The following is a 16,906-nucleotide window of genomic DNA, read 5'->3' as shown; positions in this document are numbered from 1 at the left end:
TGATTGGTCGAAATAACAAGCTGCCTTGGTATCTTCCCAACGATTTAAAATACTTCAAACAGGTGACGATGGGCTTGCCGATTGTCATGGGCAGAAAGACGTTTGAATCGATTGGTAAGCCCCTTCCAGGGCGAACCAATATTGTGGTTACGCGAAATACTGATTGGTCGGCAGACGGTGTTCGGGCGGTGCATTCGTTAGAAGAGGCCTTTGAACTGGCAGAGTCTATTGCCGAGATTGATGGTCGAGAAGAGTTAATGATTATCGGCGGCGATCAAATTTATCAGAGTGCGTTGCCGTTAGTCGATCGAATGTATTTAACGGAAGTGCACGCGCATGTTGATGGCGATGCCTATTTTCCTAAATTTGATCCCGCGGATTGGCATGAAATCGGTCGCGAGGATTTTTCGGCAGCAGACCCCAATCCCTACGATTACAGTTTTGTGGTTTACGATCGCAAATAGCGATTCCGGTTTTAGCTGTTTGCTCGTCTGTTAGCGATGACTGAGCTTGATGAAGCGCGCGAATCGGTGGAGGCTTGAAAGCACGAAGAATAAGTCGCGAGCGTTCTCATTCTTCGTCCTGTTCCGGCTTTCCTTGGTTAGTCGAGCATATCCAGATTACGCACACCGCCTTTGTCTGCACTTGTTGCAAGCAATGCATAGGCTTTCAAGGCGCCCGATACTTTTCGGGTTCTCGTCTCAAGCGGCTTCCAGGCATCTTTACCTTTGGCATCCATCGTTTCTCGACGAGCGTGAAGCTCCGCATCGCTCAGTTTTACATTGATGCTCCGCTCGGGGATATTGATTTCAATAATGTCACCCTCTTCGATCAAACCAATCGCGCCACCCGCGGCGGCTTCTGGTGAGCAGTGTCCAATAGAAAGGCCAGACGTACCGCCAGAGAAACGACCGTCAGTTAGAAGAGCGCAAGCTTTACCAAGACCTTTCGATTTTAGATAGCTCGTAGGGTAGAGCATCTCTTGCATTCCAGGTCCGCCCTTGGGGCCCTCATAACGAATAATCACAACATCTCCCTCTGCGACTTCATCGTTTAAGATGCCTTTAACCGCGGAGTCTTGGCTTTCAAATATCTTCGCTTTTCCTGAGAAAACATGAATGGATTCGTCAACGCCGGCGGTTTTTACGACGCAACCGTCAGTGGCTATGTTGCCGTACAGAATCGCTAAGCCGCCTTCTAGTGAGAAGGCATTTTCGATCGATCGGATACAACCTTCTTTACGATCTCCGTCAAGGCTCGGCCAGCGGGTAGACTGGCTGAAAGCGGTTTGTGTTGGGATGCCTGCGGGGCCCGCTTTGAAAAACTCGGCGACCTCTGGCGAGTTGTTTTGCATGATGTCCCATTGTGCTAACGCATCTTTCATGGTCGGAGCATGAACGGTAGGCGTATCGGTATGCAAGATACCGGCTCTATCCAGCTCACCTAATATCGCCATGATGCCACCTGCGCGATGCACGTCTTCAATGTGATATTTTGGCGAGTTTGGTGCGACCTTACAAAGTTGCGGGATACGCCGACTCAACTCGTCGATGTCTTTCATCGTAAAATCAAGCTCTGCTTCTTGAGCGGCAGCGAGCAGGTGCAAAATGGTATTGGTTGAACCGCCCATGGCGACGTCGAGGGCGACGGCGTTTTCGAATGCTTTGTGGTTAGCGATTGAGCGAGGAAGAACAGACTCGTCATCCTGCTCATAGTAGCGACGTGTAATGTCCACTATGATGTCGGCGGCACGCAAAAATAGCTGCTCTCGATCTGAGTGCGTTGCCAATGTTGTACCATTGCCCGGCAGAGACAGACCGATTGCCTCGGTTAGACAGTTCATGGAATTTGCGGTGAACATTCCGGAACATGAGCCACAGGTTGGGCAGGCGCTTCGCTCGTACTCTGCAACCGTTTCGTCATCGGCCGTGTCGTCTGCAGCAATAACCATCGCATCGACCAAGTCGAGTTTGTGCTCGCTTAGTTTCGTCTTTCCTGCCTCCATTGGGCCGCCAGAAACAAATACAACAGGGATATTGAGACGCAGTGCGGCCATGAGCATTCCGGGCGTAATCTTGTCACAGTTCGAGATGCAAACGAGCGCGTCTGCACAGTGTGCATTCGCCATATATTCGACAGAATCTGCGATGATTTCACGAGAAGGAAGGCTGTAGAGCATGCCGTCATGGCCCATCGCGATGCCGTCATCAACGGCGATTGTATTGAACTCTTTTGCGACGCCGCCAGCTTTTTCAATCTGGCGAGCAACGAGTTGGCCCATGTCCTTTAAGTGGACGTGGCCAGGCACAAACTGGGTGAACGAGTTCGCAATCGCAATGATCGGTTTCTCAAAATCTTCCGTCTGCATTCCTGTGGCGCGCCAAAGAGCACGAGCACCGGCCATATTTCGGCCATGAGTTGAGGTTTTTGAGCGATATGTTGGCATGATCTATCTCTTGAAAAGTGACGAATAATACGTGTTGAGTTTGTTGGGGGCTTAGCTTATCAGAAATCTTTCTCGGTAAGCAGCCATCGACGTTAAGAGCGGCGCAAAATCCTGTATTTTGCGATTTACTCTTGGCGGATCGAAAGGTGATCGCCTATCCTGTGCTCAAGAACTCGCTGTCGTCATTTTGCTTCTCTTTAGCAAGTTTTTGAGCTTATGTTTCTAACAAGGTGTTTTGGATGAATGTGCCTCTATTTCCTTTAAATGCAGTTCTATGTCCGGGGGGGAAACTTCCGTTGCGGGTTTTTGAGCCTCGCTACTTGGATATGATAAAAAATTGCTTAAAAAGCGATAGTGGCTTTGTCGTTGTACTGCTGAAGTCTGATTCTCCAGAGAGTTTTGGTCTGCCGTTTTATGAGCAAGGTACTTTAGCAAAGATCGTAGATTTTGACGCAGGCAGTGACGGAGTGTTGCATATCATTGCTGAAGGTCGGCGTGCAATTAGAATCGTTAATGCGGATTTAGCTGAAGATGGTCTTTGGCGGGCGGAGGTGTCAGAAGTTGGTTATCCCGAAGAGGTTGCGCAAAATGTCCCGGTACCCGATAAATACGAAGAGCTTCGGCAGGTTTTGAAGGCCTTGGTTCAGCACCCGAGTGTGAACGACTTAAACTTGATGATTGATTTTGAAGATAGCCAGCAAGTCGGATTTCGTCTGACGGAGCTGTTGCCCTTGGAGAATCCGCAAAAGCAATATCTATTCGAACTAGACGATCCTATTTACCGACTCCAAAAAATATCCGATCAGCTTGCCGAGCTCTCTTCTTGAGTCATGTTTGTTTAGCGCACTGAATAAAACCGCATTGCTGTATCAAACAGAAGGCTTTGGTAGAGAAGTGACACCAAGAGAATACTGACTAAAATTTGCCGCCAATTTGCCTGAGGAACTGCTTGCTCCGAGGGATTTTGATGCAGGCATTTTGCGTCGCTCAACGAAGAGAAACGAGATCCAAGCCACAGTGCCGCGCTAACAATTGCGCTTCCAAGCAGCAAGCCTGCTAAAACATCGCTTAGCCAATGAACGCCCAGCAAAACGCGCGAACTCGCGACCAGAAATATGACGCATATAATGATGGAGCGAATTGCGTAATGCACCTTCTCTTTAGTGTGTAGAATTAATCCAGCGAGCGTGCCTGCAAAAATTGAGAAGCCGCTTGTGTGTCCGCTGGGGAACGATGCGGTGCTCAGTTTTCCGACGACTAAATCCGGTCGGGATAGATTCAAGCCATACTTTAATAGGTGGGTGCAAATGCTGGCACTTATGCCTGCTAATGCTAACGTCATCGCCAGTTTTGATTGTTTTTGAGTTAACAATAAAGCGACACAAATCAGAAAGAGCAACGTGAGCAGTAACTGATCGCCAATTAACGTAGTCGCGACGAGCAGCGCATCAAGAGTATCGTTACGCAAAGCGCTGACAAGCGAAAACAGCCATACATCCAGGCGGTCAAATGCTCCCAGTATGACGAGGCTCGTGATTGTAAGAAAACCAATTATGGAATAGCTAAGGTTTGCGAGAAGAACATGCTTCTGCTTAAAGGGGATCGATACGAGTTTCAGCGTAACAAGCCATGGTAAGGCTGTGAGTATCAGACAAACGACAAGCCAAGCACTCAAGCCCGCATGTTCATTTGCGAAGGCATTTTGGGAAAATTCGGCTCCAAGGTATCCCGGCAATATGTAAGCTGGAGCCCAAGCGCAGGCAGAGAGAATATTAATGGTAATGAATTTCGCTGAGGGCATTTGCAGCATGCCTGCGGTGAGCGGTAATACGGGACGTAAAGGTCCGACAAATCGGCCTATGACCACGCTGATGGTGCCATACTTATTAAAGAAGCGTTCTCCTTGAGAGAGCGCATCAGGGTAGCGAGAAAACGGCCAGACGTTTGTGAGCCTGTCATGGAAGGCTCGACCAATAAAAAAGCTCAGCACATCTCCGGCGACCGCGCCTAAGAAGGCGGCAATTAAGACGCTTTCTACAGGAATGTGACTGAGGCTTGCAATTGCTGCGATTGAAAATAGCAAGGCGACGCCCGGTACGACGATGCCAGCAATTGCGAATGATTCAACAAATGCGATGACAGCAACGGCAGGGAGGATGAGACTCGAGTGCTCCGCAAGCCAGAGATTTAGTTGGGCTAGGTCCATTTAATGCAAATCAAGGTGTGTTAATCGTGAAGCATAACTCGATTATGGCCATTGCGATGAGCCTCTGCTAGAGCAGTATGCGCACTTTGAAGAACCTCGGACGCTGTTTTTTCGCCTTTACTCGGGAGGTAAGTGCAGCACCCCAAGCTAACGGTAATGCTTTCGATGGTAGGCCATGAGCTCTCTTCAATGGTGCGGCGGATGCGCTCCGCTATGACCAGTACGCCTTCCTCGGGTGTGCAAGGTAGTAAAAGGTAGTAGCGCTGCTCTGCATCAAAGTACTGGCTATCGCCCGCCCGAATCATGCCTTGAAGTGTATCAGCCACCTGTTGCAGCAATTGCTGCTTAGCGGTGAGGCCATGCATGTCCTCGACTTGTTCGAAGTAGTCAATCTCGAGCGCTACCATCGACAATGGTTTCTCGGTACGTCCCGAACGGCAGATTTCTTTGGTTAGTGTATCTTCTAAGTGCCGCATGTTATATGCACCCGTGACCGGCTCATGAATTGCGAGCTCGACGAGCGTGCGACTGCGCTGTTGGTGGAGCGCGGCGAAGGTTCCACCAAATGCCATCATAAGTAGATAGCTAGTACAAAACATAAATGCATTAAGCAGTGGCTGTTGCAAAAATAAGAGTAAGGCGAAACAGCAAAGCACAACAATATTGAGGATGCGCGCTTGTTTTAGGGGCAGGGCAATGTAGGTAAACAGGCCTAGAGGAATAACCCAGTACATCATATCGGCCGCGCTGCTTAGTCCCTGCCACATCACGATAAAAAGTACCGTGCATAGCGCAGCTAAATTGGCCCGCTCAAGGTTAGTGATCTGATAAGCGAACTTCGTGTAGCAGGCGATACCCAAAAAAATCAGACTGATCAGACTGGCACTGTAGACTAACTCATACATGCCATACCTGTAATTCTGGACTCCAAGAACGGCCATTATGATGGCCGCAAGTAGATAGAGGATTCCAATAACTTGACTTTGTAGCTGAACTTCAGTCTTCATCGCTCGACTCCGCGCTAACGTGTGCTTTCAGATCTCGCTCGTGAATAAGGTAGGATTGATCGCCTCCTCGTTGCCGCGATTTTTCGAGTGCGGTGCGCGCGTTTTGTAAAAGCGAGAGGCTATCATCGCCAACATTGAGGCTTGCGATTCCCATGCTTGTGGTTACGTTGGTTCCACCTAGCCGAACCTGCTGCTTGATTTTGATCCGCAATGAGTCCGCAATTTTGACTGCTTGCTTGGAGTTTGTATGAGGCAGGACAACCAAAAAGTGGTGCTGCTCTAAACGATAATAGCTATCAAAAATACGTAGATTGTTATGTAGTAGTTTGCCGATTTCTATCTGTGCAAGGTCATGATCTTTGTTGGTGAAGGTTTGTGTTGTTGAATCATCAAGGCTAATTGCAATGAGGCTAACGTCGCTCCCTTCCCGTTCGCTGCGTTGAATCTCTTTCTCAAGGTCCTGGTCAAGATGCTGTCGAGAGGCGGCATCGCTGAGATTATCTGTTCGACGCAGAGGCTTGAGCTGACGGCGTCGAAGTTCTCTCAAATAGACCAAAGCGCATGCTGCTCCCAGGAATAAAACGTAGTTTGGTACGGCCTGAACGTATACGAGTGGCGAATCATGCCAAGCGATTAGGCCAACCGAGAGCAGGCTTGTAGCGATTAAGATTGGAACGGCTACTCTAAACTCGAAAAAGAACATGAGCATGAGCGGCAGGGTGTAGATCCAAATGCCACTTTGGCGCGGAGAGGCCCATAAAATGGCTAAAGTCAGTATAGACAGAATGATCGATAGCTTTCTTGGCGTGCTTGCTTCGGGGCTCTCATTGGCCTTGCTTTTGGCCCCAAACTGATTGAGCCTCTGGGTTATTTTTGGCGAAAGGAGCTTACCTAAACGAGATAGAACAAGCAGTATTGTAAATCCGGCAAGCAGCAGTGCGAGTGCAAACTGGCCCTCGATCAGACTGAGCACGGAGCTAAGCCCGCTCATCAGGATCGCGGCCGCATATGCGGGAGAATGGGTTAGTGTCGTGTTATCGGGTTGAGACATGTTTTAAAGTTTGTGCTCGCAGAGCTTCTAGTTATCGCATAATCATAAACCCAAAGTGGGCTTCTTGCATGGTTTGATGTCGACTATTCCGAAAAATCTTTTGGAGTGCGTCCCTGAATATAAAATGCAAAGGCGATAATTTCAGCAATCACCCTGTATAAAACGTCAGGTATTTCCTCTCCCAGCTCTAGGCGGGCCAATACCGCAACTAAGTCTGGGTTTTCGTAGAGCGGTACGCCGTGTTCTCTGGCAATCTCCATGATTTCGCGAGCGATGTCCCCCTCTCCGCTTGCGACGACTTTAGGGGCGTGTTCTTCGTCGTAGTGCAGCGCAACGGCTTTCGGCAGGTGATTCATGCGTGTATGTCCACTAGGCCTTGTTTAATATGTGCTTTATGCTTTCGCTCGGGTGCACCAATGTGACACGTTGGCGGCTCGACCTCTAAGCCCGCTTCTTGCAAGCGTTTGATGAACAGTGCTTGCTCTCCAGCTACAATGGTTTTTACCTCGTTATTTGCAACCCAAATCTCGGTCTTCAATTTTGGTGGCGCGAGCTCTGCCTTAATATGGAGTGGGCCGATACCTTCGAAGTCAAAGCTCAGCTCGATCGTCCAAGATCGTTGCTGATCAGGCTGCTCTTCATTGGACTTGGAGTGCTTCGCTTGATGTTGATCGATTCGCAACTGAAGGGTTTGAATTTGTTGCTCATGAAAATAAGGCAGCTCCATGTTCCAAGATTGAGTTGTTCCGCTGTCAGCATTTGCCTGCGCTTGCAATAGACTGTTCGCTTGATTGAACTGAATGCGGTTAAGCATGCCCGCAATGAGCTTCAGCATTTGTCCCGTCGTCAGTTCTTGGTCGGCCAACATTGCCTGGGCCTTTAAAACGCTTTTGTCGAACTGAGGAAAATCAAAAGGCTTGTTGAGCAGCGTTGTTTCAAGCGAGCCTCGTAGATCAAGCTTCGACTCTCCTGCTAGATTGGACGTATTAGTGTCTGACAACGCGGCTTTTAGTCCGAGAGCAACACTTTGCAGCAAGGCCTTCAGATCTGGCGGGATTGAGTGTGTTAGCGGTAGTTGCTGAAGTGCGACCTCAAAGAACGCTTGAGTGTTGATATCTTGTGATGTTCCACTGTTTTTTGGAGAGTAAGTAGATAACTGCGCAGCAAGTTGTGAGAGTGACGAAAGCGCTTTCTGAGAGTAGTTTGTGTAGTTAGTGAGCGCTTGCTCCAGTGAGAGTTGCATTCGCTCGTTAGACAAAATCTCTGGGGCATTTCCTATCGAACGGAACACCTTCATGATTGTCTCGGCTGAACTATTTATGGCTTGCAGTGCGCGTTGGTACCCTTGCAACGTATCGGTGATTTTGCCGGGAGCTTGGGCGCTATCTAGTGCCTGCAAAAGTTGCCCAATTTTTGCGCCGGAATCCGCAAAGCCTGCTTGTTGCGCATTTAAATAGTTCAACATTGCATCGGCGGCCCTGATTAGGTTCTCGCTACTTTTAGCGCCGCTCTGATCGGCTAGGCTTATTGCCTTCCAAATGATTGCGAGATCGGTGCTTTGTGTTTTTAGTGCTTTGATAGATGTGCTTAGTTGCACTAATTGAGTCGCTTCGAACATGATGCCACTACTTTTAATCCAGCTCTCAACCGTGTTTTGTAGATCATTGCTCTGCGCAGGACTCATGCTCTGACTTTTGTTCGAGAGCATGGCTGCAGCGAGCGATTTATATAGCTGGGCAAGGGTGTCACTATTTGGGATGCGCTCTTGAGTAAGTACGATGATGAGTTTTGCTATTAGCTGAGCTGAGGAGACCGGTCTTGCTTGGCCGCTGGGTATTTCAGAGGCATTCGTTAGGCTGTTAAACCCTGAAGAGAGACTCGTTTGCTGCGGTAAGGCCCGAGTGATCGCTTGCCTGAGGAGGTTTTCGATCTGGTCTTTTGGTTGTGCATCAGCTGCGGCCGCTGGATTCGTCACTGCGATTCCGCCTTGGCTGTTAAGGGTGACGGCGAGAAGTTTTCCTGAATCTAGGTTTGATGCTGTTTCTACTACTAAATATTTATTTCCGATCTGTAGCAGCCATTCTTTCGGCGCACCTTGTTGGCGGGCCTCATTGGGATTGTTTTGAAATCTTTCTGGTGTTTTGAGTGCCTCTTCTAGGCTTGCTAACTTTTTTGGGGGCTGGTCTTTTCTGGGAAGCTCTACATCCTTTCCTACAATCAAGGCATTCTCTTTCAATTCGCCAACGACTTTTGCCGCTACTTGCTCGCCGACTGGAAGTGCCAGCGCGTCAAGTGGTACGGCATTGCTTGCGATGGACGGGAGGTTTGAAAGAGGTACGCGTTGAAAGTTTGAATTGGTGTTGGAGCTGGTTGTTGTTCCCGCTCTGGCAGGACTTTTTACTGGCGTAATCGATTCCGTTGCGCTGACTTTGCTGCTTGACGGTGGAATTGGCTGTTTAGGTATGTCCAAGTCAGACCTCTAATGCCGATTGCTTCGCTAACCCATCATTGTTTGTGTGATAACGCTCGCAATAGCCAGTGTTGTCGCTTATTTAAGCGCTTAATGTCGATATAATAGCCGAGTTTTCTGGTCAGAATCTAACAACAAGGGAATATCCGTGCTGCGTAAAGCTCATACTCTGCGTTTTTTGAGAATATGTATACTCGTTGTGTCGAGTGTTTTTATTTTTGCCTGTGCAGACGTTGCTGACCTCCAAGAGCCTCCTGAATTTGATTTGCCGACGACTCCTCCGAATATCAAAGATGAAGAGCTTGATCCATTAAAAGAAGTGTTTTTTGGCTTGTATGGCTGTCAAACCTCTCCTGAACTATCCATCTTGAACTACGATCCGCAACAGGTGATTGAGGAGTCAGGATGTGATTCCAATATTGTCACGGAGGGATCGAATCCGGATCAGTTATTCGAGATGAGTGATGGCATGTACCAGTATCTTGATACCGAGATAGATGCCTCGATGTCCAGAGAACTTCTTGTATTTGCAAACAAGGGCGGATTGTTTCAGGTAGATATGGTCGCGAATAGTGCTCGACGTCTGACGAGTTGGAACGGCGAGATTTGCCGGATCATCCCAAGTACTCGTTACGAAGTCGTGCCAGTGGACAATACAACGGATGAGATCTTTGAACTAGACGCTCCATTTGTCTACGTGGAAGTGGTTTACGATACCAGCGTTAACGATCCATGTTCGAATGTGAGCGTGTTCCGCAATTATTTCAAAGTGGCGATGAACTTTGACGAAAACGCAGATAATGTCGATATTTGCGTTTCAGAGGAAGGTGGCAAAAGTACAGCATCCGACTGTAAGACAAAGCAAAGGCCGGCTGTGTCGGAAGCAAAAGCGTTAAGTCAGCCAGTCGTTGCATATGTGGGAGCAGATGGCCTTTTTAGATACGGTTATTTAGGTTGGGGCAGAGACGATAATGACCAGAGAACCCTGAACTTTTGGGATGAGAATGGCGCGTTACAGTGGACGCAACAGCGTGCCCTGGAGTCATTCGGTTCGGTCTTCGGTACGGAGGGAGTATACCCTTATCTTTTCGATGTTGATGCGTTAGAAGATACACATCATTTATTGCAAATGGGTCGTGATGTGTTTGTTTTTGAAGGGCATGAGCTATTTGGCGCAGTAGATACAGATACCTTGTTTTCTGATCGCGTGTACCAGCTTGAGGAAAGCGCTGGGGATGTTGCGAAAGTCGAGTTTGTTTTCGACGATAACGACCTCGTTTTCTTTGATGCCGGGAAATTTTTCCACCTTGATTATACCTTGGGTTCAACCGTGCCCACGCCGGTTAAAACCTACGAGTTTGTTACAAGCCTTGAAAGTACCGTAGAGGCGACAACAGATGATTTCGAATTTTCTCAGTTTGAAACTCAGGATTGCCGCTATGATGCTGATGAGACGGCATGTGATGCAGCGAATGATGTAGGCGGTACATCTTGGCAGGTGACTACCGGGTGTGACGTCGGGTTAGGGTGCAGTTTTCCAGTCGATTTGACCGATTACTGTGTAACCGCAGCCGAACAAGTTCAGAATACGCCAGCAGAAGATTTGTGTACGCCAGAGAGATATCAGGATCTAAATGAACTCGATGATCCAGCAAACGACGTCGCATTTACCGCATTTCTGCAGTACTACGCGGATCATATGAGGGATCTCGATTTTCAGATTTATGATAATAAATTGCTGATGAACGTCCGCTTGTCGGAGAGAGATGCTCTCGTGCTCTACGATTATAATCAGCCAGCGACGGCTCCAGCGACCGTCAGAGAGAGTCTATTGCTAGGTAAGCGGCTTGTGCAATCCATAGCAAAGCCGATTATTCAGGACGATAATATTTATATCACCTCGAATATCCTCGGTTTGAAAACCAGTAACATCTGCTACAAAGGTTTTTCTCCAGTACAGTGCAATTTCGCGAAGCTTGAGGAGGGCACGTCTGAAGAATGTACTTCGTTCGATATCAATGCGGGAACTTGTCGCGAAGGTAAGTACCTTTTCGAAAGCCGAGCCTTGTATTGTTCGGCCACAGACATTGCGAATGAGGTCTGCATAGACACGAACCAAATTAACCCAAAGACTCTCCAGGTAGAATCTGCAACGCACGATGCGAAATGGCTGCCTGTGATCAGCATCGATGATGTAAACGGTTTACAGAGAGAGATACGGGTGTTGGTTAGCGAAGATCGTCAGTTTTCTAGCAACAGTCCTTCCCAGAGTTACACCAAGGACGAAGGGGTTTTAGGAAACCCAAAAATGTATAAGTTGGATGCACCTGGATCAAGAACGTTGAGTTCTATCTCTGAAGGTCAGTTGCAAGGAGTTGTCGAGTCAGTGCCGGGATCGATGGTGCTTCGGGATAGCGAAGGCGCTGTTTCGTTAACCGCGGAAGAGTTTGTTGGCGGTAGCTCTGTGCGACAACAGGATGAACTGTACATCAATGAAAATATGGATCAGATTATTCGCGTTACTGGCTCCAGAAGACAGCAATAGTCTCTGTCTGGGCGTATCTATTCCTGCTCGCAAGGGGCATGCGCGCTTCATGCCTTAACGCAATCGGTTACGCTCTTTGCCCATGGTGCTCGCCGAGCTAAGGTGCAAGCGGATTTTTCTCTCAAATGTCGACCCCTTTCACCTTGAAGCATCGCTTCAGCCCCTATTCACCTTTAGTTGAGCTATGATTCTTACAAGCAAAAACCAAAGGGGTATGTATGAATTGGTATTTAACAGTACTTAAAAAATACGCTGTGTTCGAGGGAAGGTCGCGCCGAAAAGAGTACTGGTTTTTTGTGCTTATCAGCACGATCGTCGGCTCGTGCTTTATTATGATTGATAGACAAATGGGTAACTACGATCCGGAAACACAGGTAGGCTTTTTACATTCTCTATACAGCTTGCTCGTGTTGCTTCCGACGGTCGCTTTGTCTGTGCGACGCTTGCATGATACTGGCCGTTCCGGCTGGTGGCTGCTTTTGTTGTTTCTACCCATTATTGGTTGGATTGTTCTGTTAATTTTCTACGTTTTGAAGGGAGATGAGGGGAGCAATCGTTTTGGACAAGATCCGGTAGCGTGAGAGCTTGGTGGCTTGCGTTGATTTGCATGTTCCCAAAACACGCTAGTCTCATGGGGCGCAAAAGGGTTTGATAGGAAGTAAACGGTGTCGATAGGAAAGAGAAAGGCGGTTCTGATTGCCGCTGTCGCTTCAGTAGTAGGAACGGCCGCAACGATCATTCTGGTGCTCAAGTTTTCCTTTGCAAGCATTCTTGCCGGTTTTGGGCTTGCTGCAGTGGATGCACAAGTTCTAAGCAAATTGAAAACCTCTCAGCGAATTGTGAGCCAGGTAAAAAAGCGAAATAAATCAAAACGTGCGAAGGCACATACGCGATTTTTAAAGCGAACTGGAAAGAAGCTCGTTGTCGGATCAGCCGCGGCGTTAAGTTTTGGAACCGCCGCGGTGGTGGTGACGACCATTGGTCTTGAGGTAGAGGATTACTGCGATTACTTAGAAGATCTGGAAAACGAGCGTGCGCTGCTAAATTTGCAGCAATCAGAGTTCGATATGCAAGCGTGTGCTGAATCTGCAAAAGAAGATATGGATGCGCTCGCCGAGCATGCAACCTCCGAGGGTAAGAAAATGCTTTTGGACACCCTCGGGATTGAAGGGTAGCGGCTAGCTTCTCATCATAGGGACAATGCTTCTAGGTTGAGACACCCTTGGTGTCCCTGGGAATGCTCCCCAGCTCACCAATGCAAATTTCTTTCCTTGCTCAATGGGGAGCGACTCATGGGAAAACACGTGGTTGGAAGGAAAGATCACGAGATCACCGCGCTTGGGCTGGTATTCGAAATTCAATCCATTAAATTTTAGTCTACCGCCAACGTAGTCATCATTTAGATAAATCAGCATGCTAAAGTCACGGTCTATAAATCGGTAGAATTGTTTGGCTTGTTGGCAGAAAAGGTCTGAGTCAGCATGCATGCCGTACTTTCCACCAGGTCCATAGCGGAGCAGCTGGGCCTCTTCAAACCACTGAGCAGAAATGCCGCCCGAAAGCTGAACCACGTGCTCTGCGCATGCTTTTTTAAACCACTCGTTCGCGAGTTGGCGTTTCTTGCCCAAATCTACGTTCTGAGTGACGCGGCTTTCGTGACGTTTGAAAACGCGCTTGTTTTCGGTCGACTTTTCCGAGTCAACGACGGTCAGCCATTCTCGTTTTTGCTTCTCAGCGAAGCGAAGAAAACTATTGCACTCGGCAGCGCTTAAGAAATTATTGACCACTTTAATATTGCTTGGTGGGGCTTTTTCTTCGCTGTCTTTGCCGCAGCATTCGCCAAAGAGCTTTTGCGAACGGCAGTAACATGGCTTCGTAGTATCGAAATGAAAAGTCGGTACGTATGCTCGTTGTTGCATGGTTTATCCCTAGTAAATACAGCAGCGATAAATCGCTATCTAAATGGAAAACTTCAACCAAATTTTCTGTGCAGTGTATAGATTGCGTTTTGTATTGGAAGCGTTTGCTTTTGGTTTCAGCGTTCTACTGATGAAACAAAAGAATGGTTTGATGTTATGGAGGCTTCTTTATGGAACAGAATGTTGCGCCACTGCACTAATGGAGTGAGAGGTATGCATGCTTTCAACGCTTCTGGTGTTAAGCTAAATCCAAATCGAATTTCAGATGCTGTGAGCGAAGCGGGTCGATGAAACCAAAATGTGGCGAAGTGGATAACGCGAAAATTATCAAAGCGGGCTGTGGCACGCGGTATGACCCAGAACAATTGGGCGATCATTCCGGATTTGATTTCAGTGCTGCGCCGCAATTAAAGCAGTGCGCTGCGGAGCCTTTTAACTTAGAGGTGAGCGGTGGCTCGATCGAAGAGCCAAATCGCCTCGATAAACGTAACAATCTGAAAGCATAGTCTGGAAGACGATACATGGTTTCTCTGCGCGCAATCATCAGATTTTCGCTCATTCTGTTGCTGAGTTTCTCCGTCAGCAGTTGCTCTACCTTTAGCTTTTTCTTTGAACGATTGCCTTGGTTGAGTTCTTGGCAAATGTCCAGAATGTTTGATTTGACCGATGAGCAAGAGGTTCAGGTTGAGCACGTTGCCGAGCAGATGAAAATTTGGTTTGAAGAAGAAGGGTTCCCGCATTTGCTTGTTGATCTCCAAGCAGCGAAGCAAGAGTGGAGCGAGAGTGCTTCTTCAGAGCAGATTAGCGATCTGTTCGATACCTTGGAGTTTCACAATGCGAAGTTTCTCAATGAGCTCGCACCGCGACTTGCCCCTGTTGCTGTTGAACTTGGAGAAGATAACTTGTCTGCTTTTGGTGCGTATATCGATGATAAATCAGAAGATTGGTTCGAATCGCTTGAGAGCGAAGAGGATAAGGAGGACTCTCGTATCGAACGTCTGGAAAACTGGTTTGGCGATCTAAATGACGTGCAGGTTGCCATGGTGCGTCGGAATGTTCAGTTGCTGAAGAATGAGCGAGACGTAAGGGTTGAGAATACACGGCATTGGGTTGGCGAGTTTAACTCGAGTATTCTTAAGCAGCAGGTGTCGGTTATCGAACCCTGGATTCGAGATCCATCAATTTGGTGGACTGAAGAGTACGCATCTTCTCGTCAAACGAATCGGCAGCAGCTAGAAAGTGCCCTTATTGAGCTTGTTCCAAGTTTAACTGAGCGCCAAAAAGAGAGGGCTGCTGACGAGCTTCAAGATTGGATCGATGAGCTAAGGGAGGTTTTAGAGGGTGGGTGACACTGGCTCTCCTGATTGTTATTTGACCATTCAGAAAAGAAATTATAAAAAAACAGAAAATACCCTTGACCACGAGCGGTCGTAACTATACTATTCGCGCCGTGTTGAGGGAGGGCGAAACGGTCGCCACTTAATATCTCTCAGCTCCTTGAGTCTAGTACCAGCTAGAAACAAGCAAAAAGTTTTGATGCGGGGTGGAGCAGCCTGGTAGCTCGTCGGGCTCATAACCCGAAGGTCGTCGGTTCAAATCCGGCCCCCGCTACCAATAAAAGAAAGGCAAATCAGTGACTTACTGGTTTGCCTTTTTTAATTTCTGGGCACAAAAATAGGTTGTGCCCAAATTGTGCCCATTCTGTGCCCATAGCAACGATCGCTGTTTTTCAGCGCGTTGCTAACTCTGTTTATCTGAACGTCAGTTCGGTCGTTGTTCGCCGAGATAACAGTCATAACAAGTCAGCGATATCTTCTCGTCTCACTAAAAAGTATATTTTATTGTCCGCGAAACCTTGAATTCCCCCTCAGCCGAACTTAGATAAAAAGCCCTGCGTGACTACGGCGTTACGTAGCGTAGAAAAGCTAGAGGGTTCTAACTCGAGTGCAGTGCCCTCTATATCGACGTAATTGAATCTATGAGGATGGCACATGGAACAGAGAAGTTATTTAGCCGGTATCGATCACATACTCAGGTTGAAGGAAGTATGCGAAATTACCGGACTCGGGCGCTCGACAATCTATGAACTCGTACGCAAGGAGCAGTTCCCTAAGCAAGTCAAACTCACCGCCAGATCTGTTGGCTGGCGTCAGAGCCAAGTTGTTGAATGGATTTCTAGCAGGGAGTCAGCTTAATCATATACTAATCGAATATGTCATAAGTCCGTGGCGGTGAGCCGAGCAGCAAGTCAGCTTGTTCTGAAACTTCTAGCTTAGCTTGCTCGTCCAGCGAGACCCATATCGTTGAACCTCCTTTGTGCTGATAAGGAACGGGCTGATCTAATCGGTGTATGTTCTTCAGCTTCCAGGCAACGTTCCACTTGTAATCCGGAGCTTCTAGAATTGAATCGGGAATGCAGTGTTGGTCTTGAGATCCTTTTAGTTCGTCTAAAGAAAGGCGATCCGAACAATCATAGAGTTCCGCGATCCCAAACACCGTTTTAGATCCCTTTTTTATGAGCGCTATCGGTCCCCTATGGCGAGCGCCAGTTGAGCGCATTTCCCATGTCTTTTCCCCAGAGAGAATCTTTCCAATCCAAGGCTCATCGATAATGATCCCTTTTTCAAAAATTGCAGTTTCAGCCAGAGCGGGGCGTTCGTACTCGAGTCTAGGTTTTCTCGTACCAACTGCTGATTTATAAAAAGTTCCCTGTGAATACCCCAGTCTTAATTCTGTCTGCTCAGAGTGTTTGCTGTTATCGACTGGTCTTGCAAATAGTGCAAACAACAAAATAAACAATAATAGTCCTCCGCCGATGATCAAAATAACCTGGATGATCTTTCCAATTACAGTCCAGTCTATGGATGTTAAGACAGATACTACGCCCAAGATAATTAGCCAAATGATGGCAGATAAAAAATGCATATGGTCTAAATTACTTTATACCAGTCTATCAAAGCTTCCAATGCTGAAAGGCTTTCAACTTTTACATACCAAGCCTTGTTGCCCAGCTTCAATTTTTGTGTGTTTTTGTCATTGAGGTTTGAATTGCGAGTTTGCTTGCGGTCGTATGGTTGCCCGGGGAATTTTTCATTACGAATCGATACGCCTTCGATGTCGGTATCGTATTTTTGTAACCAGATATATAAAACATCAGTGCGCTCGCGCTCCAGAGCGAGCTCTTTACCTGATTTAGTGTTATATCTCGCTATATACTTCGTGGTCATCTCGGTAAAAGGAAATGCACTTTTTAATATTTCTC

At 47.6% G+C, this 16,906-nt stretch carries 17 protein-coding genes and 1 tRNA gene; 9 read left to right on the top strand and 9 right to left on the bottom strand.

What is annotated here, in order from left to right; translation table 11 throughout:
- The first annotated feature begins 2 nt into the window (after positions 1-2).
- Positions 3-464, top strand: a complete 462-nt coding sequence (locus A3751_RS02220) for a dihydrofolate reductase (protein ID WP_231876821.1) — start codon at positions 3-5, stop codon at positions 462-464.
- Between the two features lie 137 nt (positions 465-601).
- Here the strand turns inward: A3751_RS02220 and ilvD are convergent, their stop codons facing one another.
- The gene (gene ilvD / locus A3751_RS02215) at positions 602-2,446 is read right to left on the bottom strand and encodes a dihydroxy-acid dehydratase (RefSeq protein ID WP_068451602.1); all 1,845 of its coding nucleotides are present in this window, start codon (positions 2,444-2,446) and stop codon (positions 602-604) included.
- Positions 2,447-2,685: 239 nt separating this feature from the next.
- Between ilvD and A3751_RS02210 the strand changes: the two genes are divergently transcribed.
- A complete protein-coding gene (locus A3751_RS02210) occupies positions 2,686-3,273 on the top strand; it encodes an LON peptidase substrate-binding domain-containing protein (RefSeq protein ID WP_068451599.1) in 588 nt (195 codons plus the stop codon).
- Between the two features lie 11 nt (positions 3,274-3,284).
- Here the strand turns inward: A3751_RS02210 and A3751_RS02205 are convergent, their stop codons facing one another.
- From A3751_RS02205 to A3751_RS02185, 5 genes are all read right to left on the bottom strand, one after another.
- Positions 3,285-4,652: a bifunctional DedA family/phosphatase PAP2 family protein gene (locus A3751_RS02205; RefSeq protein WP_068451596.1), complete on the bottom strand. Its 1,368-nt coding sequence runs from the start codon at positions 4,650-4,652 to the stop codon at positions 3,285-3,287.
- Positions 4,653-4,672: 20 nt separating this feature from the next.
- A complete protein-coding gene (locus tag A3751_RS02200) occupies positions 4,673-5,659 on the bottom strand; it encodes a GGDEF domain-containing protein (protein WP_068451593.1) in 987 nt (328 codons plus the stop codon).
- The gene (locus A3751_RS02195) at positions 5,649-6,710 is read right to left on the bottom strand and encodes a GGDEF domain-containing protein (RefSeq protein ID WP_068451589.1); all 1,062 of its coding nucleotides are present in this window, start codon (positions 6,708-6,710) and stop codon (positions 5,649-5,651) included. The genes A3751_RS02200 and A3751_RS02195 overlap by 11 nt, the downstream gene beginning before the upstream one ends.
- Positions 6,711-6,793: 83 nt before the next feature.
- Positions 6,794-7,066, bottom strand: coding sequence for an EscU/YscU/HrcU family type III secretion system export apparatus switch protein (locus tag A3751_RS02190; RefSeq protein ID WP_068451586.1), 273 nt, complete (start codon positions 7,064-7,066; stop codon positions 6,794-6,796).
- The gene (locus A3751_RS02185; protein WP_068451583.1) at positions 7,063-9,180 is read right to left on the bottom strand and encodes a flagellar hook-length control protein FliK; all 2,118 of its coding nucleotides are present in this window, start codon (positions 9,178-9,180) and stop codon (positions 7,063-7,065) included. Before A3751_RS02185 ends, A3751_RS02190 begins: the two co-directional genes overlap by 4 nt.
- 148 nt (positions 9,181-9,328) lie before the next feature.
- Between A3751_RS02185 and A3751_RS02180 the strand changes: the two genes are divergently transcribed.
- From A3751_RS02180 to A3751_RS02170, 3 genes are all read left to right on the top strand, one after another.
- On the top strand, positions 9,329-11,725 hold the full coding sequence (locus A3751_RS02180; RefSeq protein WP_068491962.1) for a hypothetical protein: 2,397 nt from the start codon (positions 9,329-9,331) through the stop codon (positions 11,723-11,725).
- A 218-nt stretch (positions 11,726-11,943) separates the two neighbouring features.
- Positions 11,944-12,306, top strand: a complete 363-nt coding sequence (locus A3751_RS02175; RefSeq protein WP_068451577.1) for a DUF805 domain-containing protein — start codon at positions 11,944-11,946, stop codon at positions 12,304-12,306.
- A gap of 84 nt (positions 12,307-12,390) precedes the next feature.
- Entirely contained in the window at positions 12,391-12,900 is a 510-nt protein-coding gene (locus tag A3751_RS02170) for a hypothetical protein (RefSeq protein ID WP_068451574.1), read from the top strand.
- A gap of 3 nt (positions 12,901-12,903) precedes the next feature.
- Here A3751_RS02170 and A3751_RS02165 read toward each other — a convergent pair whose 3' ends face one another.
- Positions 12,904-13,644 (bottom strand): 2OG-Fe(II) oxygenase, encoded by a 741-nt coding sequence (locus tag A3751_RS02165; RefSeq protein WP_068451572.1) that lies wholly within the window; start codon positions 13,642-13,644, stop codon positions 12,904-12,906.
- Between the two features lie 287 nt (positions 13,645-13,931).
- Here A3751_RS02165 and A3751_RS02160 point away from each other — a divergent pair, with 287 nt between their 5' ends.
- The 4 genes from A3751_RS02160 to A3751_RS21675 all read left to right on the top strand — a co-directional run bounded on the left by A3751_RS02160 (position 13,932) and on the right by A3751_RS21675 (position 15,839).
- On the top strand, positions 13,932-14,150 hold the full coding sequence (locus A3751_RS02160; protein WP_068451569.1) for a hypothetical protein: 219 nt from the start codon (positions 13,932-13,934) through the stop codon (positions 14,148-14,150).
- Between the two features lie 135 nt (positions 14,151-14,285).
- Positions 14,286-14,993, top strand: a complete 708-nt coding sequence (locus A3751_RS02155; RefSeq protein WP_156492202.1) for a DUF6279 family lipoprotein — start codon at positions 14,286-14,288, stop codon at positions 14,991-14,993.
- 188 nt (positions 14,994-15,181) lie between these two features.
- Positions 15,182-15,258: transfer RNA gene (locus A3751_RS02150), tRNA-Met, on the top strand.
- A 377-nt stretch (positions 15,259-15,635) separates the two neighbouring features.
- Positions 15,636-15,839 carry an AlpA family transcriptional regulator gene (locus A3751_RS21675; RefSeq protein ID WP_068465423.1) on the top strand — a complete coding sequence of 68 codons (204 nt, stop codon included), beginning with the start codon at positions 15,636-15,638 and terminating at the stop codon, positions 15,837-15,839.
- 7 nt (positions 15,840-15,846) lie between these two features.
- Here the strand turns inward: A3751_RS21675 and A3751_RS21670 are convergent, their stop codons facing one another.
- Positions 15,847-16,569: an ASCH domain-containing protein gene (locus A3751_RS21670; RefSeq protein ID WP_082863002.1), complete on the bottom strand. Its 723-nt coding sequence runs from the start codon at positions 16,567-16,569 to the stop codon at positions 15,847-15,849.
- A gap of 5 nt (positions 16,570-16,574) precedes the next feature.
- On the bottom strand, positions 16,575-16,906 hold a 332-nt coding region (locus A3751_RS22525; protein WP_197466116.1), incomplete at its 5' end, for a hypothetical protein.

Source organism: Oleiphilus sp. HI0080, from assembly GCF_001635135.1.
Note: the sequence above shows the minus strand (reverse complement) of the source record. Positions and strands in the feature narration are given on the sequence as shown.

Bases quoted from the DNA above. Each gene is read 5' to 3' on its own strand.
- ilvD (WP_068451602.1), bottom strand. From the start codon at position 2,446: ATGCCAACATATCGCTCAAAAACCTCAACTCATGGCCGAAATATGGCC.
- A3751_RS02210 (WP_068451599.1), top strand. From the start codon at position 2,686: ATGAATGTGCCTCTATTTCCTTTAAATGCAGTTCTATGTCCGGGGGGG.
- A3751_RS02205 (WP_068451596.1), bottom strand. From the start codon at position 4,652: ATGGACCTAGCCCAACTAAATCTCTGGCTTGCGGAGCACTCGAGTCTC.
- A3751_RS02200 (WP_068451593.1), bottom strand. From the start codon at position 5,659: ATGAAGACTGAAGTTCAGCTACAAAGTCAAGTTATTGGAATCCTCTAT.
- A3751_RS02195 (WP_068451589.1), bottom strand. From the start codon at position 6,710: ATGTCTCAACCCGATAACACGACACTAACCCATTCTCCCGCATATGCG.
- A3751_RS02190 (WP_068451586.1), bottom strand. From the start codon at position 7,066: ATGAATCACCTGCCGAAAGCCGTTGCGCTGCACTACGACGAAGAACAC.
- A3751_RS02175 (WP_068451577.1), top strand. From the start codon at position 11,944: ATGAATTGGTATTTAACAGTACTTAAAAAATACGCTGTGTTCGAGGGA.
- A3751_RS02165 (WP_068451572.1), bottom strand. From the start codon at position 13,644: ATGCAACAACGAGCATACGTACCGACTTTTCATTTCGATACTACGAAG.
- A3751_RS02160 (WP_068451569.1), top strand. From the start codon at position 13,932: ATGAAACCAAAATGTGGCGAAGTGGATAACGCGAAAATTATCAAAGCG.
- A3751_RS02155 (WP_156492202.1), top strand. From the start codon at position 14,286: ATGTCCAGAATGTTTGATTTGACCGATGAGCAAGAGGTTCAGGTTGAG.
- A3751_RS21675 (WP_068465423.1), top strand. From the start codon at position 15,636: ATGGAACAGAGAAGTTATTTAGCCGGTATCGATCACATACTCAGGTTG.
- A3751_RS21670 (WP_082863002.1), bottom strand. From the start codon at position 16,569: ATGCATTTTTTATCTGCCATCATTTGGCTAATTATCTTGGGCGTAGTA.